Origin of the sequence: Pseudoduganella buxea, assembly GCF_009720835.1 — a bacterium.
GTDB lineage: Bacteria > Pseudomonadota > Gammaproteobacteria > Burkholderiales > Burkholderiaceae_D > Rugamonas > Rugamonas buxea.
In genome coordinates this window covers 1-23519 of the sequence record NZ_WNKZ01000091.1, presented here as the reverse complement: position 1 = coordinate 23519, position 23519 = coordinate 1, and the positions used below count along the sequence as shown (strand labels likewise).

The following is a 23519-nucleotide window of genomic DNA, read 5'->3' as shown; positions in this document are numbered from 1 at the left end:
GGAATCGCGCCCCGGTGCGCCAGCTTGGCCGCGGCGGCGCCGTTGGCCAGCGCTGCCGCGGCCGCAGGTGCCGCGCCCTGCAACAACGCCGCCAGGTAAGTGCCGTTCCAGCAGTCGCCGGCACCGGTGGTATCGACCACCGGCGCCGCTACCGGCGCTATATCGGTCCAGGTGCCTTCATGCCATACCCGGCAGCCCGCCTCGCCCAGCTTGACAGCCACGTGCGGCGCCAGCGTTTCGGCCGGCCCAGGCAACACGTCGGCGTCGGCCGGCAGGCTGGGGAGGAGGATGTCGACGCAGGGCAGCAGCTCGGCGCAGGCGGCGCGCGCGTCGCCGATGCCGGCCCACAGGCGCGGGCGGAAATTGGGATCGTAGGCGACGGTCACGCCGTGGCGGCGCGCGATGCCGGCGGCGGCCAGCGTGGCGGCGCGGGCACCGGGCGAAATCGCCTGCGTGATCCCGGACAGCAGCAGGCAGCGGCTTGACGCGATAAAGGATTCGTCCAGTTCGGCCGTCATGCCCGCAGCAGCGCTGCCGGCACGGCGGTAGGTGAACGAGCGCTCGCCCCGCGCGTCGACGGAAATGAAGTAGACGCCATTCTCGCCCGGCACCAGCGGCGCATGGCTGGTATCGATGCCTTCGGCCCGCCACGCGGCCAGCAGGGCCGGGCCGAAGGGATCGTCGCCGACCCGGCTGACGAAGGCGGTGCGGGCGCCCTGCCGCGCCGCCGCCACCAGTGCGTTGAGCACGTCGCCGCCATAAGCGCGGTGGAAGGTGACGGCCTGCGCCAGCGCTTCGGTCGAGTGGAACTCGACCATGCATTCACCGAGACCGATCACGTCGAGGCGGCGCTGCGCCGCCTCGCTTGCACTGGTTTGCCGCACGTCTGCCTCTCCTGTCTGGAATGGAGGCCAACGTTACCATGACAGGCGTGGCGGCGGCAATCGCCCTTACTGGCGATGCAGGTTGGCGTAACGCAGGCCGAAATACAGGATGAAACCGTAGCAGGCGGCCGGCACGCAGAACGACATCTGCACGCCCAGCGTATCGGCCAGCGCGCCTTGCGCGAACGGTACCAGCGCGCCACCCACGATGGCCATGCACAACAGGCCCGACGCCTGCCCGGTCTGGCGGCCCAGCCCATGCAAGGCCATGCTGAAGATGGTGGGGAACATGATGGAATTGCACAGGCCCACCGCGAGGATGGCCCACATCGCCACGTGGCCGCTGCCGAAGATGGCGACCAGGATCAGCGCCATGCTGCAGGCCGCGTTGAAGGCCAGCGCCTTGCCCGGGCTGATGGTGCGCATGACGGCAAAGCCGATGAAGCGCCCCACCATCGCGCCGCCCCAGTACAGGCTGACGTAGTGCGCCGCCTCGGCCTGGGCCAGGCCGGCGATCTGCGGCTCGCCCATGTAGTTGATCAGGAAGCTGCCGATGCTCACTTCGCCGCCCACGTACAGGAAGATGCCCAGGGTGCCCAGCACCAGGTGCTTGTGGGCGAACAGGTCGGCGAAGCGCCCCTCGGCGGCGCCGTCGGCGGCATCGGCCAGCTTTGGCAGCCGCGCCAGCGCAAACAGCACGGCCAGCAGCAGCAGGGCGCCGGCCAGCGCAAGGTACGGACCCTGCACGGCCGCTGCCTGCGCCGCGCGGTAAGCCAGCTGTTCCAGTTCCGGCAGGCGCGCCAGCTGGGCGTCGTCCAGCACACTGCTCGACAGGATCAGCATGCCGCCCAGCGCCGGCGCCACCGTGGTACCCAGCGAGTTGAAGGCCTGCGTCAGGGTCAGCCGGCTCGATGCCGTGCGCGGATCGCCCAGCACCGTCACGTAGGGATTGGCCGCCACCTGCAGCACGGTGATGCCGCCCGCCAGCACGAAGAAGGCGAACAGGAACAGGCCGTAGCCGCCGTTCGCGGCCGGGTAGAACAGCGCGCAGCCCAGCGCGGCCACCACCAGCCCGGAAACGGCGCCGCGCTGGTAGCCGATGCGGCGGATCAGCATCCCCGCCGGCAGCGAGACGATCAGGTAGGCACCGAAGAAGCAGAACTGCACCAGCATCGCCTGCACGTAGGTGAGCGTGTAGATCGCCTTCAGGTGCGGGATCAGCACGTCGTTCAGCGACGTCAGCAAGCCCCACATGAAGAACAGGATCGTCACAATGACGAGCGGTCCCGTGGTCGAGCGGCCGTCCAGCGGTGCATCGGTGGCCAGTGTGACAGGCCGGGAGGTATTTTCCATATTGATTCCTTTCAGTGCGCGCAGCGCAGGGCGGCGGGATCGGCGGCGGCTCCGCCGACGATCTGGATATTCGTGAAGGCCGCCACCAGGCCGCCCTGGGCCGTGATGCGGAACGGATTGTCGACCCGGGCCAGGTCGGCACCCTGGAAGCAGGCCAGCGGCACCTTGACGGTCTGCTTGCCCTTGCCGGCGATGCGCGCGAACTCGCCCGACAGGTCCACTGTCGCGCCGCCAAGGCCCAGCTGCACCGGACCCTGCGGCGCGGCCGACACGATGGTATCGAATGTTACCGCACCTTGCTCCGTGGCCCAAGCGGGCAAGGCACGCGGCGCGCTGCCCTTGGCCTCGATGAAGCCGGGGCCCGTCCACGTCACCTTCTTCGCATCCTGCTGGGTATTGACCTGGGCCGTTTCCACCGCCAGCGTGGGCAGCTTGTAGGTGGCGTTCAGGTCGGCACCCAGAGCCACCCGTTCGCCGCCGCTCTGCACGAACAGGGGAAAGCTGGCGCGGTCGGACTGGTTGAATACGGGGAAGGCATTGGTCTTGCCGCAGCCTTCCGCGCCCCTGTCCTCGGCCAGCTTGCCCACCGTCGCCGCCTTGCCGTACTTCAGGCCATAGCCGTAGGCGAACAGGGGCGCGTAGTTCCGGTCGCCCACGTTCAGCGGCGCCTGGCACACCGTCTTCGGCCATGAGAACGACAGCCTGCCCGAGAACGGCGCGTTGACCTTGCCGTCGGCGCCGCGCAGCAGCACGTCGGCCACGCCCTTGCCTTCTGAGCCCGGCAGCCAGGCGGCGACGAAGCTGTCGGACAAATTGAGCAGGTCGTTCACGTACAGGGGCCGGCCGCTGACGAACACCGTTACCACCGGCCTGCCCTTGCCGGCGACCGTTTTCAGCACGGCCAGGTCTTCGGGATAGCGCGCGCTGTGGCGCAGGTTGGCGGCCGGGCCGATATCGCCGTCGCCTTCCGCATACGGGCCTTCGCCGATGACGGCGATGACGGCGTCGAAATCGGCCACGTTGACGCCCTGCCCATCGGCGCTGTACGTGACCCGGTCGCCGGCGGCGGCGCGGATGCCCGCCAGGATCGTGTCGGCGTTGGGGAAATCGCTGTTCTTGTTGTCCGTGCCCTGCCACGTAAGGGTCCAGCCGCCGGCCTGGTTGGCCATGTTATCGGCGCTCTTGCCGACCACCAGCAGCTTCTTGCCCCGTGCCAGCGGCAAGGTGCCGCCATCGTTCTTCAGCAGCACCAGCGACTCCTGCACCAGCTTGCGCGCCAGCTCACGCGCCTGCATGGCCTCAGGTTTGCCGGCGTGGGCCGAGGCGGAAGGCTTCTGCAGGTTGGCCCGCAGCTTGACGCGCAGGATGCGGGTGACGGCATCGTCGATGCGTGCCATCGGAATGCGGCCGTCCTTTACCTGGGCCACCGTGTTGGCGATGAACTTTTTCCAGTCGTCCGGCACCATCACCATGTCGATGCCGGCATTGATCGCCTGCGGGCAGCTGTCGTTGCTGCAGCCCGGGACTTCGGCGATGCCGTTCCAGTCCGTGACGACGAAGCCATCGAAGCCCATCTTCTGCTTCAGCACCTGGGTCAGCAGTTCGCCGTTGCCATGCATCTTGCCGTAGTCCTTGCCGGCGGCGGCGTCGTGCCAGCTGTTATACGAGGCCATCACCGTCTGCGCGCCGGCCTGCAGGGCCGTGACATAGCCAGCCCCGTGGATATTGATCATCTCCTTCTGCGTGGCCCGGTTCACGCCGCGGTCCTTGCCCTGGTCCGTGCCGCCATCGCCGATGTAGTGCTTGGCCGTGGCGACGACGTTGGCGTCGCCCGTCAGGCTACCCTGCAGGCCCCGCACATAGGCGCCGGCGTAGTCGCGCACGATCTGCGGGTCTTCCGAGAAGCTCTCGTAGGTGCGCCCCCAGCGGTCGTCGCGCACCACGGCCAGGGTCGGCGCGAACACCCAGTTGATGCCGGTGGCACGCACGGCCTGCGCGACGGCCTGCGCCATCTCGCCGATGCGCTTCGTGTCGCGCGCCGCGCCCAGGCCGATATTGTGCGGGAACAGCGTGGCGCCATGCACGTTGCTGTTGCCGTGCATGGCGTCGATGCCCCAGATGACAGGGATTTTCGTGGCCATGTCGGTCGCCATCGAAGCGTCGTAGTAGGCGTCGGCCAGGGCCACCCAGTCGGCCGGCGTGGCGTACTTGTTCCCCTTCGGCCAGCTGCCGCCGCCGTTCAGCACGGAGCCCAGGTAGTACTTGCGCACGTCGTCCGGCGTGGCCGTCTTGATCTCCGGCTGGGTCATCTGGCCGACCTTCTGCTCCAGCGTCATGCCGGCGACGATCTGCCTGATGCGCGCTTCCAGCCGGGCGTCCTGCGCCACGGCGCTCTTGATATGCGGCCAGTCGGCCAGCTGCGCCGGTGCGGCATGGGCGCCGGCGGCCGCTTGCGCGGCGGCGGCCAAGACGGTCAAGGCGGTCAAACAGGTCAGGCGTCGGATCATCGTCTCTCCTCGGTTCAAAGCTTGTAGTTCAGGCCAAGCAGAATCTGCCGGCCATACGTGGTGTAGCGCTCGGGCGCGTAGGCGCCGCTGGCGAACGGGTCGCCCTGGCGCGTCTGGTACGGTTCATTGTTCAGGTTATTCACCTGCAGCAGGAAGGACAGGCCCTTGTAGCGCCCTGCCTCGATGGCGTAGCCGACCTGGAAGTCGACCTGTTTTTCGGCCAGTATCTCGCTGAACGAGCGCTGGGCGAACAGGCCCGTGACTTCGCCCCGGTAGGCCGAGCGGTAGCGCTGGCTGACACGGGTCGAGAAGCCGTGCTTTTCATAGTACAGCGTGATGTTGCGCACCACGCCGGACAGGCCGGGCAGCTTTTCCTTCGTGCCCGGGCCGTTCGGATGGATCGAGCTTTCCGTGCCGGAGACGCTGGCGACCAGGCCGAAGCCGTCCAGGCCCTGCCACAGCAGGCCCCCTTCGATGGAGCCGGACAGTTCGACGCCACGCACCATCCCGCCGTCGCCGTTGGCCGGACGGTTCAGCGTGCCGACGCTTTGCAGGGGCTCCACCGTGGAAGGGTTCGGAAAGCCCGTGAAGTCGAACTCGGTCTGCTGGTTGTAGATGTAGGTCTTGAGCTTCTTGTAGAAGTAGGCACCGGCGATGTAGCTGCGCTTGCCGAAGTATTTTTCCATCGACAGGTCATACGAATTGGCGCGCCACGGTTCCAGCTGGGGATTGCCGCCGCTGCCGCTCCACATGAAGGTGGTGCCGGACACGCCGCCCGATACGCCGGCGCGCATGTCCGACATCTGCGGCCGCGCCAGGGTCTTGGCGGCGCCGAAGCGGATCGTCATCGCATCGCTGTAGCGGCCAAGGTCGAAGATCAGGTTCAGGCTGGGCAGTACATCGGTGTAGCTGGCGCCGCTGGCGATATCCTTCAACTGGCCGCCGACGACGGCAACGCCTTGCGAATCCTGCTTCACGTGCACGACCTGCACGCCGACATTGCCGCGCAGGGGGACCGGGCCCAGTTCCGTGTCGATGCCCAGGCGCGCGTAGCCGGTGCCCGTCTTTTCCGTCACGGCCCAGTTCTGCAGGGCCAGGTCGTCGGGCCGGGCCGGCTGCTGGTCGTAATACTTGGCCAGCATGCTCATGACGTCGTAGCTCATCACGGCGGGAATGCCGGAGAAGGACAGCGACGTCGAAGGCTTCAACAGGTCATTCGACACCAGTGCCGGCGCACGGCCGTTCTTCAGGAAGTAGTAGTTGTTGATGTCCGAGTGCTCCTTCTCGCGCTTCGAGAAATACAGCCCGCCCTCGACGTTGCGGAAGATGCCGGCCAGCTCGCGCTTGACGCCCAGCTTGGCCGCGCCCAGCGTATCTTCCACGAGGGGCCGGTGCATGTCGGCGTCCTTGCCCCACCCGGCCACGTCGGCCAGGCCGATGATGCCGCTGTCGGTGAAGTCGACCGACGGCGTGAACACGGGCAGGCCGGCGCCCACGGGAATGCGGAATTTGAAGTTATTGTCCGTGATGCCCGAGTTGGCCGGTCCCAGGCCCGCATAGCTTTCCAGCACCTGCTCGCGGCGCTTTGCGCTGGAATACGACAGGTCGCCTTCGAAGGCCCATTGGCCGAGTTTATATTTGTTGTTCCAGCCGAAGGCGGCCAGCTTGTCCTTGCGGTGATTGAAGTCGTTGCGCACGAGTGGTTCCAGGTTGACCAGCACGCCGCCCGTCAGCAGGCGCGTGCCGCCGATGGTGTCGATGACGGGATCGCGGTAGGCGACATTGCTCCACTGGTGCGAGTTCCACATCAAGCCCCGCATCGTGGTCTCCTGGTCGAACTCGGAATAGTACACGTCCAGCGCGGTGCGGTAGTTCTTCGACGGCCGGTACTCCAGCACGGCCATCAGCCCGTCGCGCATTTGCTTGCGCGACGATGCCGTCACCTCGGCACCTTTCAGGGCCACGACGTCGGCATTGCCCGGCCCCAGGTTGTTCTCGTTGCCCCACCACCAGGACTTGTATTCCTTCTGCTGGCCGGGTGCATCGAGGTGGGCAAAGCCGACCGCCACGCCCAGCGTATTGTCCAGGAACTGGTCGACATACGAGATCGAGAAGCGCCCGCCGCGGTCCGACGAATCGGCATTGAGCTTGCCGTTCGAGTTCTTCTCGCCGCGCAGGTTGACGGCGATGGTGCGGCCGCGCAGGTCCAGCGGGCGCACCGTCTGCAGGTCGACGGTGCCGGACAGGCCCTGGCCCATCAGCGCCACGTCGGGCGTCTTGTAGACGGTGACGCCGCTGATCAATTCGGATGGATACTGGTCGTATTCGGCGCCCCGGTTGTTGCTGGTCGAGACCTGCTCGCGCCCGTTGAGCAAGGTGCCGGAGAAGTCCGGTGCCAGGCCGCGAATGGAAATTACCTGCGCGCGCCCTTCCACGCGCTGGGCCGTCAGGCCTGCCAGGCGGGCAATCGATTCGGCGATCGACACGTCGGGCAGCTTGCCGATGTCCTCGGCCGTGATGGCCTCGACGATCGAGTCGCTGTCGCGCTTGATGGCGATGGCATTCTCGATGCTGCGGCGCATGCCCGTGACGACGACGGACTGCACCGGCGCGCCGGCGTCGGCGGCGGTAGCGGTAGCGGTACTGTCGGGCGCCTGCTGCGCCCAGGCGGCACTGCCGGCCAGCAGCAGTGCGCAGGCCAGCGCGATGGGGGTCGGGCACAGTGTGGTGCGGGGCTGCCGCGCTTGGCGTTTCTGGTGCATGGTTGTCTCCTGCTCGTTATTGTCAGCCGGCCGGTGTGTCCCGGCGGATTTGGTTTATACGGTTTTCCGCCATGGCCGCCGGCCAAGTTGGAAACGTTCCCAATTTGCGCTGCAATTATTGCGGCCGGCTGATTTTTTTGTCAACGGGAGTTCGGTACCACGGCGATTTGTGGAAAATCCGTCACACGTCCTCACCGCGCAGGAAGGCCCGGTACCACTTGCCGCTGTCCTTCAACAGCCTTTGCTGCGTGGTGAAATCGACGTGCGTCAGGCCGAAGCGGCGCGTGTAGCCTTCGGCCCATTCGAAGTTGTCCAGCAGGCTCCAGGCGAAGTAGCCCTGGACCGGCACGCCTTCGGCGATGGCCGTGCACAGCGCCGCCAGGTGCCGCACCAGGTAGGCCCGGCGCGCGCTGTCGTGTACCGCGCCGTCCTGCACTGCGTCGTCGTAGCAGGAGCCGTTTTCCGTGATATGGACGGCGCGCGGGGCGTACTCGCGGTGGATGCGCAGCAGCAGCTCCGTCAGCCCCAGGGGCGCCACTTCCCAGCCGAACGCGGTGCGCTCGACACCGGGCTGTGCGACCACCCGCGTTTGCAGCGGCCCCTGGCCGGGCGCGTGCGCAATGGCCTCGGGGAAGTAGTAGTTCAGGCCCAGGAAATCGGTGGGCACGGCGATCGCATCGAGGTCGCCCTGCTGCGTGCGCGGCGCCAGCTCGCCCAGCAGCGCCAGCATGTCCTCGGGATAGCCGCGCCCCGCCAGCGGATCGAGGAACCAGCGGTTGCGCAGGCCGTCGTGGCGGCGCGTGGCGGCGGCATCGTCGTCGCTGCTCGAAGCGGGACGCACCGGGTGCAGGCTCAGGGCAATGCCGACGCGGGCATCGGGCACGTTGGCGCGGATCACCGGCACGGCCAGCCCGTGCGACAGCAGCACGTGGTGGTTCACCTGCAGGGCCGTGGCGAAGTCCTTCTGGCCCGGTGCATGCACGCCGTCCAAGTGGCCGTGGATCGACGTGCACCACGGCTCGTTGTGCGTGATCCACTGGCCCACGCGGTCGCCCAGGCGGCGTGTGACGGCGTCGACGTAGTCGGTAAAGGCGTGCACGGTGTCGCGCGCCGCCCAGCCGCCCTGCTCCTGCAGGGGCTGCGGCAGGTCCCAGTGGTACAGGGTCGGCCAGGGCTGCAGGCCGCGCTCGAGCATGCCGTCGACCAGCCGGTCGTAGAAGTCCAGGCCCTGGGCGTTCGGCGTGCCGCCGGGTGTCCAGATGCGCGGCCAGGCGATTGAGAAGCGGTAGGCATTCGTGCCGAGTTCGCGCGCCAGGTCCAGGTCCTGCGGCCAGCGATGATAGTGGTCGCACGCGACGGCGCCGCTGCTGCCGTCGCGGATGGCGCCTGGCCGGGCACAGAAGCGGTCCCAGATGGATTCGACCCTGCCGCCTTCGTGCACGCCCCCTTCGATCTGGTAGGACGAGGTGGAACAGCCCCAGGCGAAACCGGGCGGGAAGTCGTTGCGGTGCAGGGCCGGCAGCGCGGCGGTAATTGGATTATTGAATGTCATGGATGTCTCGCGGGCTGCTCGTGGTCAGCCAGTGCAGCAGTGGTTGGTGAATTTCGTAGGCTTGCGTGCCGAAGGAACGGAACAGGATTTCGATGTCAGCCAGCGGCGCGGTGGCGAAATCGAGGGCGGGCACCCGCGCGCCGGGGGCGTTGGTGACGAAGCCCCACTTGCCCGTGTCATGCCCGCCTTCGCGGCTGACCACCTTCCACGACCAGGCCGTGGCGGCCCAGCCGTAGCGGGCATAGGTATCGAAGGATGCGCGTGCCACCTGGCCGCCGCGTTCGAGCCCCATCAGGGCCCAGGGCTGGATCTCGCCCAGGTACAGCGCCGTGTCCAGGCCGCGCAGGCGCGCATCCCATTCGCAGACGCCGCCCTTGCCGTCCGGGCCGCAGGTGAGCCATTCGCGATGGACGGCCACGCCGGGTTTGCCCCAGCCGAAATGGCCGGGATAAGGGTGCATCTCGAAGGCGACGTTGCGCATGCCCTTGTCCGCCGGCTTGCCGTAGGCGTCGATGCCCGTGCTGTGGCCGGGCAGGATGACGACGTGGTTCGGGTCGATGGCGCGTATGGCCGCGTACAACTTGCCGACGACGGCCGCCATCCGCTCGGGCGTCGTGCCCCACGGTTCATTGAGCACGCTGTAGCCGGCCACGGTGCCGTTGTCCTTGTAGCGGCTGGCGACCTGCTGCCACAGCCACTCGGTTCGGGCCTGGTACTCGGGCGTGCTCCAGTACTGGTTCTTGCCGGCGCAGCCGCTGTGATGCTCCCAGCCCTGGCTGCCGACGGCGCCGTGCAGGTCGAGGATGACGTACATGCCGCGCGACTCGGCCTGCCGGATCGCTTCGTCCAGGTAGTGCCAGGCGTCGGCGCGCAGGGTGCGGGGATGCTTTTCGTCCTCGATGACGCTGTACAGGAAAGGCAGGCGCACGACGTTCAGGCCGTGGCGCTGCATCAGGTCCCAGTCGCGCGTGGTGATCCAGTTGTCGCGGAACAGGCGCATCAGTCGCTGCCGTTCCTGGTAGCCGAAGCGCCGGTCCAGCGTGGCCTCCAGCGTGCACTGGTCGTCCTTGTCGGTGCCCAGGTCCATCATCCAGAACTCGTTGATCAGCCAGTTGCCCAGGTTGGTGCCGCGCAGGACGACCTGGCGCCCGCCGGCATCGACCCAGTGGGTGCCCTGCGTATGCAGCATGGGCAGTGGTGCCGCCAGCGCAGCGGTGGCGCCGGCGCACAGCAGCGCGGCCAACAATCGTTTCATCGGGTCTCCTCCGTTCCGGGACATTGTCATGGAAAGCTTTCCATGGCTTATCAAAAAAAAGGCACGCCCGTCGAGGCGCGCCGACTGCTTCAGCGTTTGCGTTTGCGCGGCTTGTCCTCGGGCGCCGGGCCCAGCGAGGCGCGCTGCGTGATACTCACGGGGTAGTCGCGTGACACGGGGCGCTCGCCGCCGTAGCAGCGGTTCAGCAGTGCGTTCAGGCCGGACAGGGCCACATCGCGCCACGGAATGTGCACCGACGTCAGGCGCGGCGCGGCGAATTCGGCGCTGGGCGTGTCGTCGTAGCCCAGCACGGACACGTCGCGCGGCACGGCGATGCCGGCGGCCTGGAAATGCGACAGCGCGCCGATGGCCATTTCGTCGTTGGCGCAGAACAGCGCCGTAAAGGCGTAGCCCGATGCCAGCAGTTCCTCCGTGCTGGCCCAGCCGCCTTCGGGCGAGAAGTCGCTCTCGGCCACCCAGATGCCGTCCGTGTCGACACCCTGGCGCTGCAGCTCCGCCATGAAGCCGTCGATCCGCTCGACATTGTCCGGCGCGGTGGACGGTCCGGCGATGACGGCGATCCGGCGGTGGCCCTGCTCCACCAGGGCGCGCGCGGCCAGCCTGCCGCCCTGGCGGTGGTCCACCACGAAACACTGCTCAGCCAGGCCGCTGAAGGCCTGGTTGACGACGACGATATTCGAGCCGCGCGTGCCGAAGGCGGCGATATCGGCATCCTCCAGCGTGTTACTCATCGTGATGATGCCGTCGCAGCCCCGCTCCATCAGGAACTCGATGCCTTCGACCGCCTGGCGGCGCGCATCGCCCTGGCCGACGCCGAACGCCACCACCATGTGCAGGCCGCTGGCGCGCAGCTCCGTGTCGATCAGCTGCAGGATGGGCGTGTAAAAGGTGCCTTTCAGGATCGGGATATACACGCCGATCATGCGCGAGTAGCCGGACAGCAGCGCCCGTGCCGCATGCGACGGCCGGAAGTCCAGCTCCTCGATGGCCTTGCGCACCTTGGCCAGCGTGGCGGGCGATACCGCGCCCTTGCCGCTGACCACGCGCGATGCCGTGCCCAGTCCCACGCCCGCCAACCGGGCTACGTCCTTGATGGTTGCCACTGCCTGTGTCCTGTATTGGTTGAATGTCCAAGCATACTGCATGGATGCTGCGTTTCGCTATCTCCCCGGCCACGCAAACGTGGCCGCGGACAGGGCCGGCAGTTCGTAGGCGAAGCTGCGCCGGCCCACGCGCACGGCGAACCGGCGCGCCTGCCCTGCGCCGTTCGTCACCAGGAGCGCGAGCGAACCGTCCGTGTTGCGGAAGGCCACCGTATCGAGGTCGCGGTAGCCGCTGCTGGACCAGATGCGCCGCGCGCCCGGCCGCACGAAACGGCTGGCGTGGGCCAGGGCGTAGTATTCGACGTTGCGCGTCACCTCGCCCGTCTTCGAATCGATCGTGACGACGCCGCGACAGTCCTTGCAGCCGCCCAGGTGCGGGCCGTGATTCTCGTCCAGCGCCAGGTTCCACAGCAGCACGCCCTGGGCCCAGCCGCGCATGGTGCCGATCATCAGCGTACGCACGAAATACTGCAGGTTGTTCGACCAGCCCTTGGCCCATTCGCCGCCTGAGCATTCGGTAAACCAGGTTTCCTTGTCCGGCCAGCGGTCGTGCAATGCGGCCTGCACGCGCACGTCGCCGCCATAGCAGTGCCAGGCCACGCCGGCGACATATCGCGCCGCCGCCGGGTCTTTCAGCACGTCGGCGGGAGAGCCCGGCTCGTCCCAGTTATGGTCCCAGTCCAGGATGCGTACGCCCGGATGCTCCCTGGCGAACAGAGGCCCCAGGTGGCCGCCGATGAAGGCGGCGCGCTTGGCCGGGTCGACGCGCATGCCGGGGTAATCCTTCGGCTCGAAGTGCGGCTCGTTCTGCAGCGTGATGGCGAAGATCGGCACGCCTTCGGCCGCATAGGCCGACACATAGCGCGACAGGTAGCGGGCGAACGGCGTGAACGCTTCCGGCTTCAAGGTGCCCTGGACCAGGCTGCCCGTGCTCTTCATCCAGCCAGGCGCGCTCCACGGCGAGGCCATCACCTTCAGCTGCGGGTTGATCTTCAAGGCGGCCTGCGTCACGGGCAGCACGTCCGCGCGGTTCGGTTCGATGGAGAAGTGCCGCAGCTCCGGATCGCTTTGGCCGGGCGGCATATCGTCGAAGCTGTAGTGGCTGCGCGAAAAGTCCGACGCGCCGATGGTCAGCCGGGTGAACGACAGGCCCAGGCCGGGCGCTGGGCCGAACAACTCGCGCAGCAAGGCCTCGCGCTGGGCGGGCGTCATGCGGTTCTGGATCAGCCACGCGCTGGCATCGGTGATGGCGGCACCGAAACCGGTGATGGGCTGGAAGCGCTGGCGTGGATCGACGTCGATGACGAGAGGCGCGGCCGTACCGGGCTTGAACGCCACGTCGGGCGCGCGCTCCAGCAGGCGCGCCTGGTCGCCCGTCGTGACGTACGCCTGCACCGTCTGGCCCTGCGCCGCCATGGCGGCCAGCGCCAGCAGCGGTGCGGCCAGCCAGGGCCGGTACCCTGCATTGTTCATACCCCTGTCGACCTGCCCGGACATCTGCTCAGTCATTCCTGTCTCCCCTTGTTTTACGCTCCAGGCACACGGCCGATGGAAACGTTACCATTTTTGCAGACTATACAGGATTCGCGGATGGCTTACGACTGATTTTTAGGGGTCATAGGTGACGATGACGCTGGCATTGCACCGGATCACGGCGGCGAGAACATGGCGGTCGTCGGGGTCCGGCAAGACCAGGCCGGGGATCAGCTTTTCGAAGCCCGTGACCACGGCATCCGGTATTGCCCGGTCCATCAGCGCCGAGGTGCGATCCAGCTGGGCCGCGGTCAGGTCGGGCCGGTTCCTCAGCAGATTGCGTTTCCACTCATCGTGGATCCGTTCACTCCACCGTGCCCGGAAGCAGCCGGACAGCGCCAGCCACATCAGAAAATCGCGCAACGGCGCCGGGTACAGCACGCAGGCGTCGTACACGACAGTGAACGGGGAATTTCTCATTCATAACCAAGGCTCAGTTCCTGCGCTTGCTCGGCCAACTCCTTCATGGCCTGCTCGCTGGCCCGCTCGCGCGCGGCCTTGAACTGCATCAGGTCGGCAAAACGGACGCGGCGGTGTTTGCCTGTTTTGAAGAACGGCAATGCGCCCTGTTCCAGCAGCTTGACCAGGTGGGGCCGGGAGACGTTCAGCATGTCGGCGGCATCCTGCGTGGTCAGTTCCGCCTGCACGGGGACGATCTTGACGGCATTGCCATCGGCCAGCTCGGCAAGGATATCGACCAGCAGCCGCAGCGCGGAAGTGGGTAATTCGACTTGGTGGGCTTGATTATTATGGTCCAGGATCTGGATCGATTGCGTCTCCAGCGCAGTCGACAGATGGGCGGCAAGCACCCGCTGGCCTTGCACGGCTGCGCGGACTTCGACGTCCGCAGGCAGTTCCATGGTGAAATCTACAGTGGTGGACATGGCCAACTCGATTCGGATAACGAGACCCATATTATTCGAAACAAACGAAACACACAAGCGTACAGGCAAGCGTGCAGGCTGGGCTGCCAACGGCGGAGCTGGTGACCGCTCCGCCGTTGGCCTCGAAGTGCAACACGGGCTCGGCCGTGCAACAGGCTACACCGCCTTGACCATCTCCTCGATGATCTTCTTGGCGTCGCCGAACACCATCATGGTCTTGTCCATATAGAACAGTTCGTTATCCAGCCCGGCATAGCCGGACGCCATCGAGCGCTTGTTGACGATGACGGTCTTGGCCTTGTAGGCCTCCAGGATCGGCATGCCGGCGATCGGCGATTTCGGGTCCTTCGCGGCCGGGTTGACGACGTCGTTGGCGCCCAGGATCAGTGCGACATCGGCCTGCGCGAACTCGCCGTTGACGTCCTCCATCTCGAACACCTGGTCGTAGGGCACTTCCGCCTCGGCCAGCAGCACGTTCATATGGCCCGGCATGCGGCCGGCCACGGGGTGGATCGCGTACTTCACCGTGACGCCGTGCTCCGTCAGCTTCTCGACCAGCTCTTTCAACGCATGCTGGGCGCGCGCCACGGCCAGGCCGTAGCCGGGCACGATGATGACGGTTTCCGCATTACTCATCAGGAAGGCGGCATCGTCAGCCGAGCCGGACTTGACGGGCCGCTGGGCCTGGGCACCGGCCGTGCTGGCCGCCGCGGCGTCGCCGCCGAAGCCGCCCAGGATGACGTTGAAGAACGAGCGGTTCATCGCCTTGCACATGATGTACGACAGGATCGCGCCGGACGAGCCGACCAGCGAGCCGGCGATGATCAGCATCGAGTTATTCAGCGAGAAGCCGATGCCGGCCGCCGCCCAGCCGGAGTAGCTGTTCAGCATCGACACCACCACCGGCATGTCGGCACCGCCGATGGGGATGATGATCAGCACGCCCAGCACGAAAGCGATGGCTGTCATCAGGATGAACGGCGTCCATGCCGGTTGGACGCCGCCGGCGAACACGAAGGCCAGGCCCAGGGCGACCATGATCAGCGCCAGCACCAGGTTCAGGATGTGCTGGCCCTGGAACACGACGGGTGCGCCCTGGAACAGCCGGAACTTGTATTTGCCGGCCAGCTTGCCGAAGGCGATGACGGAGCCGCTGAAGGTGATGGCGCCGACGAAGGTGCCGATAAAGAGCTCGATGCGGTTCCCGAGCGGCAGCGCCTCGCCGACGGCGGCGATATTGAAGGCATGCGGTTCGGAGACGGCAGCGACCGCGATGCAGACAGCGGCCAGGCCGATCAGCGAGTGCATCGCCGCCACCAGTTCCGGCATCTTCGTCATCTCGACCGTCTTGGCGAGGTACGCGCCGATGGCGCCGCCGACCACCACGCCCAGCGCCACCAGCCCCAGGCCGACGCCCAGGCCGGCCGCTTCGGACTTGAGCTTCAGGATCAGCGCGATGGTGGTGACGAAGGCGATCGCCATGCCGGACATGCCGAAGGCATTGCCCTTGCGCGCCGTGGCGGGCGAGGACAGGCCCTTCAAGGCCTGGATGAAGCATACCGAGGCGACCAGGTACAGCATCGTCACCAGGTTCATGGAGATGAAGCCCATTACTTGCTCCCTTCTTTCCTGTCTTTTTTGCGGAACATCTCCAGCATCCGCTGCGTGACGAGGAAGCCGCCGAACACGTTGACGGCAGCCAGCGCCACCGCGACCGTGCCGGCGACCTGGCCGATCACGCCTTCGGTAAGACCTGCCGCCAGCATCGCGCCGACGATGATGATGGCCGAAACGGCATTGGTGACGGCCATCAGCGGCGTATGCAGCGCCGGGGTGACGTTCCAGACCACGTGGTAGCCGACGTAGATCGCCAGCACGAAGATGATCAGGTTGATGATGGTGTGACTCACTTCCATGGTCGTCTCCTTATTTACGCAACACGTCGCCGGCATGGGCGATCAGCGTGGCCTTGATGATTTCGTCCTCGCGGTCGATGACAAGGGCATCATCCTTGTCGATGACGAGCTTGAGGAAATCGAGCACGTTGCGGGCATACAGGGCCGACGCATCGGCCGCCACGAAGCAGGCCAGGTTCGGCTCGCCGACGATATGCACGCCGTGCTTGATGACGGTCTTATTCAGTTCCGACAGGGGGCAGTTGCCGCCCTGCTCCACCGCCAGGTCGACGATGACGGAGCCGGGCTTCATGGCCTTGACGGTGTCCTCGCCGATCAGCACCGGCGCGGGGCGGCCGGGAATCAGGGCGGTGGTGATGACGATGTCGGCCAGCTTGGCCCGTTCGTGCACCAGTTCGGCCTGGCGGCGCATCCAGTCGGCCGGCATCGGGCGCGCGTAGCCGCCTGTGCCCTGGGCGATTTCCTTTTCCTCGTCCGTCAGGAAGGGCACGTCGATGAACTTGGCGCCCAGCGACTCGACCTGCTCCTTGACGGGCGGACGCACGTCGGAAGCCTCGATCACGGCGCCCAGGCGCTTGGCCGTGGCAATGGCCTGCAGGCCGGCCACGCCGACGCCCATGATCAGCACGCGGGCCGCCTTGACGGTGCCGGCCGCCGTCATCAGCATCGGCATGAAGCGTTGATAGGTATTGGCGGCCACCATCACGGCCTTGTAGCCGGCGATATTGGCCTGCGAGGACAGCACGTCCATCGATTGCGCACGGGTGATGCGGGGCACGGCCTCCAGCGCGAACGCGGACAGGCCGCTGGCCGCCATCGCCGCCGTGTTCTCGGCGTCGAAAGGATTGAGCATGCCGATCACCACGGCGCCCTGGCGCATGCGGCCGCGCTCTTCAAGGTTGGGCGCACGCACCTTCAGCACGATGTCCGCGCCCAGCGCTTCCCCGGCGTCGACGATGGCCGCGCCGGCCGCGGCGTAAGCCTCGTCCGTGATCGACGCCGTGATGCCGGCGCCGGCCTGCACCAGCACGTGGTGCTTCGCGGCCAGCTTCTTAACAGTTTCGGGCGTTGCCGCTACCCGGGTCTCCCCCAGCCGTGTCTCGGCCGGTATGCCTATTCTCATGAGTGCCTCCAGAATTGTCGATAAACTGGCGGAACCCGCAGACGCACAAGCGCCATGACGAAAAAGCGGTGGGCGCGAACCGGCGGCGCAAGGATGCGCCAGCGACGGGCGGCCGGTCATGGATACTGCCGCTCGATGCAACGATGCGAGACTGCGGCGCTCCCTGCAGTAAATCTATCACGGATTTCTAACTAATTAACATTTTTGGGATGGCAACATTTAGGTGGATTGCACTAGTGGACGGGCCTGTCACCGCCTCGTAACATGTGGAAATCCGGAACAGGCTAAAATACCGGCTCTTTGAAGGATGACCTACATGCCGCGTACCTGGAAACCCAATGTGACCGTTGCCGCCGTCATCGAGCGCGACGGCAAGTTCCTGCTGATCGAAGAAGAAACCAGCGACGGCATCCGCCTGAACCAGCCCGCGGGGCACCTGGACCCCCATGAATCGCTGGAAGAAGCGGTGATTCGCGAGACGCTGGAAGAAACCGCGCACCACTTCACGCCCACCGCGCTGGTGGGCATGTACATGTCGCGCTACCGCTCGGCCCGCACCGGGGAACTGGTGACTTACTTGCGCTTTGCATTCTGCGGCACGGTGGGGGAGGAACAGGACCTGCCGCTGGACGAAGGAATTTTGCGCACACTGTGGCTTACACGCGACGAAATCGCCGCCTGCCGCGAACGGCACCGCAGCCCCCTGCTGCTGACCTGCGTCGACGAGTACCTGGCCGGCAAGCGCGCGCCACTGGCGTTGTTGCATACCCATTCTTCCGTCTACGAAGAACTGTGAAATATTGAAACGAGCAAGCAATGAGTAAAAAGAAAGTCGTGATCGGCATGTCCGGCGGCGTGGACTCCTCGGTCGCGGCATGGCTGCTGAAGCAGCAGGGCTATGAAGTCATCGGCCTGTTCATGAAGAACTGGGAAGACGACGACGATTCCGAATATTGTTCCACGCGGCAAGATTGGATCGACGCGGCCAGCGTGGCCGACGTCATCGGCGTGGACATCGAGGCCGTCAACTTCGCGGCCGAATACAAGGACCGCGTGTTCGCCGAGTTCCTGCGCGAATACCAGGCCGGCCGCACGCCCAATCCGGACGTGCTGTGCAACGCCGAGATCAAGTTCAAGGCCTTCCTCGACCATGCCGTCGACCTGGGCGCGGACCTGATCGCCACGGGCCACTACGCGCGCGTGCGCCAGAACGAGGCCAACGGCCGTTTCGAGCTGCTCAAGGCCGTCGACCACACGAAAGACCAGAGCTACTTCCTGCACCGCCTGAACCAGGCGCAGTTGTCGAAGACCCTGTTCCCGCTGGGCGAAATCCCGAAGACGGAAGTGCGCCGCATCGCCGCGGAACTGAAGCTGCCCAATGCGGCCAAGAAGGATTCGACCGGCATCTGCTTTATCGGCGAGCGCCCGTTCCGGGAATTCCTGAACCGCTACCTGTCGTACAAACCGGGCCCGATGAAGACGCCGGACGGCAAGGTGGTGGGCGAGCACGTGGGCCTGTCGTTCTATACCCTGGGCCAGCGCAAGGGCATCGGCATCGGCGGCGTGAAGACCTACCAGAACGCCGACGGCAGCAGCGACGCCTGGTACGTGGCGCGCAAGGACGTGGCCAACAATACGCTGTGGGTGGTGCAGGGCCACGACCATCCGTGGCTGCTGTCGTCGACCCTGGCGGCCGCGCAGGCCAGCTGGATCGCCGGCGAACCGCCCCAGGCCGCACGCATCGGGGCCAAGACCCGCTACCGCCAGGCCGACGTGCCGTGCGACGTGGCACCGCTGGCCGACGGCGCGTTCGCCCTCGATTTCGTCGACGCCCAGTGGGCCGTGACGCCGGGCCAGTCGGCCGTGCTGTACGACGGCGACGTGTGCCTGGGCGGCGGCATCATCGACAGCTCAGGCTTCGTGGCCGGGTGACGGTGCGTCCGGCGCCGGCTGCCCTTCCTGGGCCGCCTTGGCGTCGGCCAGTGCCTTCTGCTGGCGCTTGACCATCGCGATGACGGTGTTGCGGATGGTCTTCAGGACCGTATCGGCGTTGAAGGGCTTGACGATGAAACCGTTGATGCCCATCGCCGCCGACTTCTGCACGGTGGCCGCGTCGAATTCGCTCGAGACGAGGAAGATCAGGGTTTTCGGGTAGGTGCGCCGGATCGCTTCCACGCCGGGAATATCCGCCTCCATCACGTCGCGCGCGATGCAGACGATCTGCGGCTGGTACTTCAGCAGCAGCGCCGTGCCGGCCGTGCAGGTATGGGCCTGGCCGACGACGTCGTAGCTGCCGTCCTGCAGCACCGTTTGGAGAAGGCCGCGCGCCACGGCGCTGCTGTCGATGATCACTGCCTTGAGCATGTTGTTGTTTTCCCGTATTCGGCTGGCCGGTCAGGCACCGTCCCAGACCAGCATGTTCCAGCTGACGCCCACGCGCACGTCCGTTTTCAATTGCACCAACTGACGGGAAAGATACAGCATATCCCGCTCTTTTCGTAGTGCCTCCCCAACCGTGTCCTTCAGGATGCCGGCACCGGCCATGATGCCGTCCAGGGTGCCGTAGGTACGCAGCAGCTTCGCCGCCGTCTTCAGCCCCACCTTCGATACGCCCGGCACGCTGTCGGTGGCGTCGCCCATCAGCGCCAGCAGATCGGGCAGTTGCGCAGGCGGCACGCCCCACTTGTTCTCGACCCAGCCGTGATCGTGCCACTCGCCGCGGAAGTGGTCCCACACGCGGGCGCCGTCGGCGATCAGGCAATGCAGGTCCTTGTCGGTGCTGGCGACGACGGCCTCGCCCCGGTTCTCCTTCAGCCAGCGGGTAACGACGGTGCCGATGACGTCGTCCGCCTCGACGTCCGGCAGCGAGACCGGATGCAGGCCGAACTTGCGCAGCGTGTCGTAGAAGCCCGGCAGCGCGGCGCGCAGCGGCGAAGGCATCGGCGCCCGGCTTTCGCGGTAGCCGCCGTACAGGGCGTGGCGCCAGGTGCTGCCGCCATAGTCGAAGGCGGGCAGCACGTGGCTGGGCTCATGGCCGTTGACGAGCGTGCGGAAGGAATTGAGGGCGTGGCGCAGCGCGATCTCGGCTTTCAGGTCCGAGTCCGGCTCCGGGCTGGCCTCATACACGCGGCGTACGATATTGAGGCCGTCGATGGCAAGCAGTCTACCCATGGGAACGATGGTGCGGATGGCAAAATGAACTGCACCATTTTACCCCAGCGCCACCGGGCCGAAGCCGCCGCCGCCGGCCTCCTTACTTCAGCAGTTCGTACGGGCCGCCTTGCTGCAGCGCGCGCTGGTAGGCAGGGCGGGCGTGGATGCGGTCCAGGAAGGCCTGCAGCCTGGGGAACTTGCCGTCCAGCCCACCGCGCGCAGCGGCCGCTTCCAGCGGGAAGCTGAGCTGGATGTCCGCTGCGCTGAACTGCTCGCCGGCAAACCACGTGTGCTTGCCCAACTCGCCTTCCAGGTAAGCCAGGTGCTGGGCGATCTGCGGCAGGATGTAGCTGCCCTTGACCTTTTGGGCGATGCCCCGGGCGATCGGCTTGACGAAGAACGGCGCCGGGCTGTGCTCGACCCGGTCGAAGATCAGCTTCATCAACAGTGGCGCCATCATCGACCCTTCCGCGTAGTGCAGGAAATAGGTCCAGCGGCGCTTCTCGGGCGTGCCCGGCGGCGGCATCAGCGCGCCGGCGCTGCCCTGGGCACCGTACTTGTCCACCAGGTATTCGATGATCGCGCCGGACTCGGCGACGACGCAATCGCCATCGACGACGACGGGCGACTTGCCCAGCGGGTGGATCGCCTTCAGTTCCGGCGGCGCCAGCATGGTCTTGGCATCGCGCTGGTAGCGCACGACCTGGTAGGACAGACCCAGTTCCTCCAGCAGCCACAGCACACGCTGCGAACGGGAATTGTTGAGGTGGTGGACAACGATCATGCAGCTTCCTTCGGTTGGCGGTGAAGCCCAAGCTTAACATTTCCCGCCCTATGTTCACGACCATCGCATAACTCATCCATACAACATAGCAATGCGAATGATAATAATTCTTATTTACTTGATGTGACGAAATTGCTATGATCGCCGTCTTTACACAAATTTACATTGGAAGAGAGCAAGAGAATGGCGCATATCAAAAGCCGCAAGCTGGCCCCGACCCGACTCCAGATGAGCACCGTGCTGGCCGCGCTGCTGCTGCCCGTGGCGGCACAGGCGACGGAAGGCAATCCTGCGGCCGATGACGCGGCCCGTCCCCTGCCCGAGGTCGTCGTCGGCAGCAACAAGGTCAGCTTCAAGGCCGACTACGCCACGTCGCCGAAGTACACCGAGAAGCTGGTGGACACGCCGCAGACCCTGACGGTCATCAAGAAGGAACTGATCGAGCAGCAAGGCGCGGAAACCCTGACCGAAGCGCTGCGCAACACGCCCGGCGTGGGCGCCTTCTTCCTGGGCGAAAACGGCAACACCAACACGGGTGACGCCATCTTCATGCGCGGCTTTGACTCCTCTTCCAGCATCTACACGGACGGCGTGCGCGACGTCGGCTCGATCTCGCGCGACGTCTTCAATACCGAACAGATCGACGTGCTGAAGGGCCCGGCGGGCACGGACAGCGGCCGCGGCTCGCCAACGGGCTCGATCAACCTGGGTTCCAAGCAGGCCCGCCTGCAGGACGCTCACTCGGCCAGCATCAAGGCCGGCAGCGGCAAGCAGAAGCGCGCCACGGCCGACATCAGCCGCGTCATCGATGCCGACAGCGGCACCGCCTTCCGCCTGAACGTGATGGTGCAGGACAGCGGCAACGCGGCGCGCGACGTGGTGGAGAACAAGCGCTGGGGCGTGGCGCCGACCATCGCCTTCGGCCTGAACGGCAAGACGCGCCTGCACCTGTCCTACCTGCACATCAAGCAGAACAATATTCCCGATGGCGGCGTGCCCACCATCGGCCTGCCCGGCTACATCAGCCCGGACAGCCGCAGCACGGACCCGACCAGGCGCCGCGAGTTCCTCAACAGCGCGCCGATGGTCAACCCGGCAGGCTTCTACGGCGAGCACAGCGACTACGACAACGTGACGGCCGACATGGCGACAGTGCGCGTCGAGCACGACTTCTCGCCGACCTTGCGCCTGCAGAACACGGCCCGCTACGGCAAGACGGAGCAGGAGTACCTGCTGACGGCCTTCATGGGCTCGTCCGCCAACCTCGTCACGCCGAACCCGGCCGATCCGAACACGTGGCTGCTCAAGCGCACCAACCGCACCGTCAAGGACCAGCGCAACCAGATTCTGACGAACCAGACCGTGCTGACGGGCGAATTCACCACGGGTGAACTGAAGCACACGATGGTGGGCGGCCTGGAATTCATCAACGAGAAGCAGGCCAATGTCAGCTATGCCGGCCTGGGCGCGCTGAACGACATCTCGCTGTACCACCCCGTCTCGACCGGGTATGCGACGGCGGCGAACCCCGTGCGCAGCGGCGCCGGCAGCGACGGCTCGACCACGACGCAGGCCCTGTACCTGTTCGACACCGTCAAGATCGGCGAGCAGTGGATGGTGCATGCCGGCGTGCGTGCCGACCACTTCAACACCGATACCTTCAATACCGCCCTGTCGACATCGACGTCGCATCCGCAGCTGCCGGTCGGCACGCTGGTGCCGACGACGTTGAAGCTGAGCGACACCCTGGTCAACGGCAAGCTGTCGCTGCTGTATAAACCGACCAAGGACAGCAGCATCTACGCCACCGTGGCCTCGTCGCAGCAGCCACCGGGCAGCGCCACCTTCGGCCTGTCCGCCTCGGCCAACAGCGCGGCCAACCCGAACTACGACCCGCAGGAGACGACGACGAAGGAAATCGGCACCAAGTGGGACTTCCTGCAGCAGAAGCTGTCCTTCACGGCGGCCATCTATGAAACGACGGTGCGCAACGAGATCGAACAGGACCCGACCGACCTGAACTACTACCAGACCGGCAAGAAGAACGTCAAAGGCATCGAGATCGGCATGACGGGTGAACTGGCCAAGAACTGGCTCGTCACGGCAGGCTACACGCACATGAAGACGGAAGTGGAAAGCGGCAGGGTCGTCACGGCATCGGGCATCAACAACCTGTCGTACACGCCGAAAGACGCCTTCACCAGCTGGACCTCGTACACCCTGCCGTTCGGCCTGAAAGTGGGCGGCGGTGTGCGCTACCAGGGCAAGCTGCTGCGCGGCACCGACGGCGCCGTGGGCACGCCGGCATCGGCCGAGAGCTACTGGGTGGCCGACGCCATGGCTTCGTACGAGATCAACAAGAACATCGACCTGCGCCTGAATGTCTACAACCTGGCCGACAAGGAATACGTCGCGGCCATCAACAAGAGTGGCTACCGCTACACGCCAGGCCAGCCTCGCTCCGCCAGTGTGACAGCCACGTTCAAGTTCTAAGCTCTACCCTCCCCGGAGACACCCAAGGTCTCCTTCAGTTTGCGCCACCCTTGCGGTGGCGTTTTTTTTGGCGCTGTGCCCCGGTCGCAAGGAACTTGTTGGCTCGACCATTGTCATACCGTAAGTTGGCATGAACCAAGACGGAGGTGGGCATGGAAATCGACGAGTACCAGTGCGTACGGACGCAGTGCCTGGC

General features: G+C 66.0%; 18 protein-coding genes and 1 pseudogene. 3 read left to right on the top strand and 16 right to left on the bottom strand.

Going from position 1 to position 23519, the window contains the following annotated elements:
- From GM672_RS22890 to GM672_RS22830, 13 genes and pseudogenes are all read right to left on the bottom strand, one after another.
- Positions 1 to 884, bottom strand: an 884-nt coding sequence (locus tag GM672_RS22890) for a sugar kinase (RefSeq protein ID WP_371867092.1), incomplete at its 3' end; no start/stop codon positions are given.
- Positions 885 to 950: 66 nt separating this feature from the next.
- Positions 951 to 2237, bottom strand: coding sequence for a sugar MFS transporter (locus GM672_RS22885; protein WP_155472839.1), 1287 nt, complete (start codon positions 2235 to 2237; stop codon positions 951 to 953).
- 11 nt (positions 2238 to 2248) lie between these two features.
- Entirely contained in the window at positions 2249 to 4744 is a 2496-nt protein-coding gene (locus GM672_RS22880) for a glycoside hydrolase family 3 protein (protein WP_155472838.1), read from the bottom strand.
- Between the two features lie 14 nt (positions 4745 to 4758).
- Entirely contained in the window at positions 4759 to 7506 is a 2748-nt protein-coding gene (locus GM672_RS22875) for a TonB-dependent receptor (RefSeq protein WP_155472837.1), read from the bottom strand.
- A 181-nt stretch (positions 7507 to 7687) separates the two neighbouring features.
- Positions 7688 to 9058: a GH1 family beta-glucosidase gene (locus tag GM672_RS22870; protein ID WP_155472836.1), complete on the bottom strand. Its 1371-nt coding sequence runs from the start codon at positions 9056 to 9058 to the stop codon at positions 7688 to 7690.
- Entirely contained in the window at positions 9045 to 10313 is a 1269-nt protein-coding gene (locus tag GM672_RS22865; RefSeq protein WP_229417886.1) for a glycoside hydrolase family 5 protein, read from the bottom strand. The genes GM672_RS22870 and GM672_RS22865 overlap by 14 nt, the downstream gene beginning before the upstream one ends.
- Positions 10314 to 10402: 89 nt before the next feature.
- Positions 10403 to 11437, bottom strand: coding sequence for a LacI family DNA-binding transcriptional regulator (locus GM672_RS22860; RefSeq protein WP_188915937.1), 1035 nt, complete (start codon positions 11435 to 11437; stop codon positions 10403 to 10405).
- Between the two features lie 57 nt (positions 11438 to 11494).
- Complete coding sequence (locus GM672_RS22855) at positions 11495 to 12910, bottom strand: glycoside hydrolase family 30 protein (protein ID WP_229417885.1); 1416 nt, start codon at positions 12908 to 12910, stop codon at positions 11495 to 11497.
- A gap of 141 nt (positions 12911 to 13051) precedes the next feature.
- Positions 13052 to 13390, bottom strand: a pseudogene (locus tag GM672_RS22850) (PIN domain-containing protein); the annotation flags it as partial.
- A complete protein-coding gene (locus GM672_RS22845; RefSeq protein ID WP_443094179.1) occupies positions 13387 to 13830 on the bottom strand; it encodes a helix-turn-helix domain-containing protein in 444 nt (147 codons plus the stop codon). The gene GM672_RS22845 and the pseudogene GM672_RS22850, both read right to left, overlap by 4 nt.
- Positions 13831 to 14010: 180 nt before the next feature.
- Positions 14011 to 15465, bottom strand: coding sequence for an NAD(P)(+) transhydrogenase (Re/Si-specific) subunit beta (locus tag GM672_RS22840; protein WP_155472833.1), 1455 nt, complete (start codon positions 15463 to 15465; stop codon positions 14011 to 14013).
- Entirely contained in the window at positions 15465 to 15770 is a 306-nt protein-coding gene (locus GM672_RS22835) for a proton-translocating transhydrogenase family protein (protein WP_155472832.1), read from the bottom strand. The genes GM672_RS22840 and GM672_RS22835 overlap by 1 nt, the downstream gene beginning before the upstream one ends.
- Before the next feature lie 10 nt (positions 15771 to 15780).
- The gene (locus GM672_RS22830) at positions 15781 to 16893 is read right to left on the bottom strand and encodes a Re/Si-specific NAD(P)(+) transhydrogenase subunit alpha (RefSeq protein ID WP_155472831.1); all 1113 of its coding nucleotides are present in this window, start codon (positions 16891 to 16893) and stop codon (positions 15781 to 15783) included.
- A 316-nt stretch (positions 16894 to 17209) separates the two neighbouring features.
- On the opposite strand from GM672_RS22830, the gene GM672_RS22825 reads away from it, so the two are divergent.
- The gene (locus GM672_RS22825; protein ID WP_155472830.1) at positions 17210 to 17689 is read left to right on the top strand and encodes an NUDIX hydrolase; all 480 of its coding nucleotides are present in this window, start codon (positions 17210 to 17212) and stop codon (positions 17687 to 17689) included.
- Between the two features lie 20 nt (positions 17690 to 17709).
- Positions 17710 to 18825, top strand: coding sequence for a tRNA 2-thiouridine(34) synthase MnmA (gene mnmA / locus GM672_RS22820; protein ID WP_155472829.1), 1116 nt, complete (start codon positions 17710 to 17712; stop codon positions 18823 to 18825).
- Here the strand turns inward: mnmA and GM672_RS22815 are convergent.
- The 3 genes from GM672_RS22815 to GM672_RS22805 all read right to left on the bottom strand — a co-directional run bounded on the left by GM672_RS22815 (position 18805) and on the right by GM672_RS22805 (position 20830).
- Complete coding sequence (locus GM672_RS22815; protein WP_155472828.1) at positions 18805 to 19257, bottom strand: response regulator; 453 nt, start codon at positions 19255 to 19257, stop codon at positions 18805 to 18807. The genes mnmA and GM672_RS22815 overlap by 21 nt on opposite strands.
- Positions 19258 to 19287: 30 nt before the next feature.
- The gene (locus GM672_RS22810) at positions 19288 to 20064 is read right to left on the bottom strand and encodes a 5'-3' exonuclease (protein WP_155472827.1); all 777 of its coding nucleotides are present in this window, start codon (positions 20062 to 20064) and stop codon (positions 19288 to 19290) included.
- Positions 20065 to 20146: 82 nt separating this feature from the next.
- Positions 20147 to 20830, bottom strand: a complete 684-nt coding sequence (locus GM672_RS22805; RefSeq protein WP_155472826.1) for a glutathione S-transferase — start codon at positions 20828 to 20830, stop codon at positions 20147 to 20149.
- Positions 20831 to 21013: 183 nt separating this feature from the next.
- Here GM672_RS22805 and GM672_RS22800 point away from each other — a divergent pair, with 183 nt between their 5' ends.
- Positions 21014 to 23323, top strand: coding sequence for a catecholate siderophore receptor Fiu (locus tag GM672_RS22800; protein WP_155472825.1), 2310 nt, complete (start codon positions 21014 to 21016; stop codon positions 23321 to 23323).
- The last annotated feature ends 196 nt before the right edge of the window (positions 23324 to 23519 follow it).

Coding starts and splice junctions, on each gene's coding strand:
- GM672_RS22885 (WP_155472839.1), bottom strand. CDS start 2,237: ATGGAAAATACCTCCCGGCCTGTCACACTGGCCACCGATGCACCGCTG.
- GM672_RS22880 (WP_155472838.1), bottom strand. CDS start 4,744: ATGATCCGACGCCTGACCTGTTTGACCGCCTTGACCGTCTTGGCCGCC.
- GM672_RS22875 (WP_155472837.1), bottom strand. CDS start 7,506: ATGCACCAGAAACGCCAAGCGCGGCAGCCCCGCACCACACTGTGCCCG.
- GM672_RS22870 (WP_155472836.1), bottom strand. CDS start 9,058: ATGACATTCAATAATCCAATTACCGCCGCGCTGCCGGCCCTGCACCGC.
- GM672_RS22865 (WP_229417886.1), bottom strand. CDS start 10,313: ATGAAACGATTGTTGGCCGCGCTGCTGTGCGCCGGCGCCACCGCTGCG.
- GM672_RS22855 (WP_229417885.1), bottom strand. CDS start 12,910: ATGAACAATGCAGGGTACCGGCCCTGGCTGGCCGCACCGCTGCTGGCG.
- GM672_RS22845 (WP_443094179.1), bottom strand. CDS start 13,830: ATGGAACTGCCTGCGGACGTCGAAGTCCGCGCAGCCGTGCAAGGCCAG.
- GM672_RS22840 (WP_155472833.1), bottom strand. CDS start 15,465: ATGGGCTTCATCTCCATGAACCTGGTGACGATGCTGTACCTGGTCGCC.
- GM672_RS22835 (WP_155472832.1), bottom strand. CDS start 15,770: ATGGAAGTGAGTCACACCATCATCAACCTGATCATCTTCGTGCTGGCG.
- GM672_RS22830 (WP_155472831.1), bottom strand. CDS start 16,893: ATGAGAATAGGCATACCGGCCGAGACACGGCTGGGGGAGACCCGGGTA.
- GM672_RS22825 (WP_155472830.1), top strand. CDS start 17,210: ATGCCGCGTACCTGGAAACCCAATGTGACCGTTGCCGCCGTCATCGAG.
- mnmA (WP_155472829.1), top strand. CDS start 17,710: ATGAGTAAAAAGAAAGTCGTGATCGGCATGTCCGGCGGCGTGGACTCC.
- GM672_RS22815 (WP_155472828.1), bottom strand. CDS start 19,257: ATGCTCAAGGCAGTGATCATCGACAGCAGCGCCGTGGCGCGCGGCCTT.
- GM672_RS22810 (WP_155472827.1), bottom strand. CDS start 20,064: ATGGGTAGACTGCTTGCCATCGACGGCCTCAATATCGTACGCCGCGTG.
- GM672_RS22805 (WP_155472826.1), bottom strand. CDS start 20,830: ATGATCGTTGTCCACCACCTCAACAATTCCCGTTCGCAGCGTGTGCTG.
- GM672_RS22800 (WP_155472825.1), top strand. CDS start 21,014: ATGGCGCATATCAAAAGCCGCAAGCTGGCCCCGACCCGACTCCAGATG.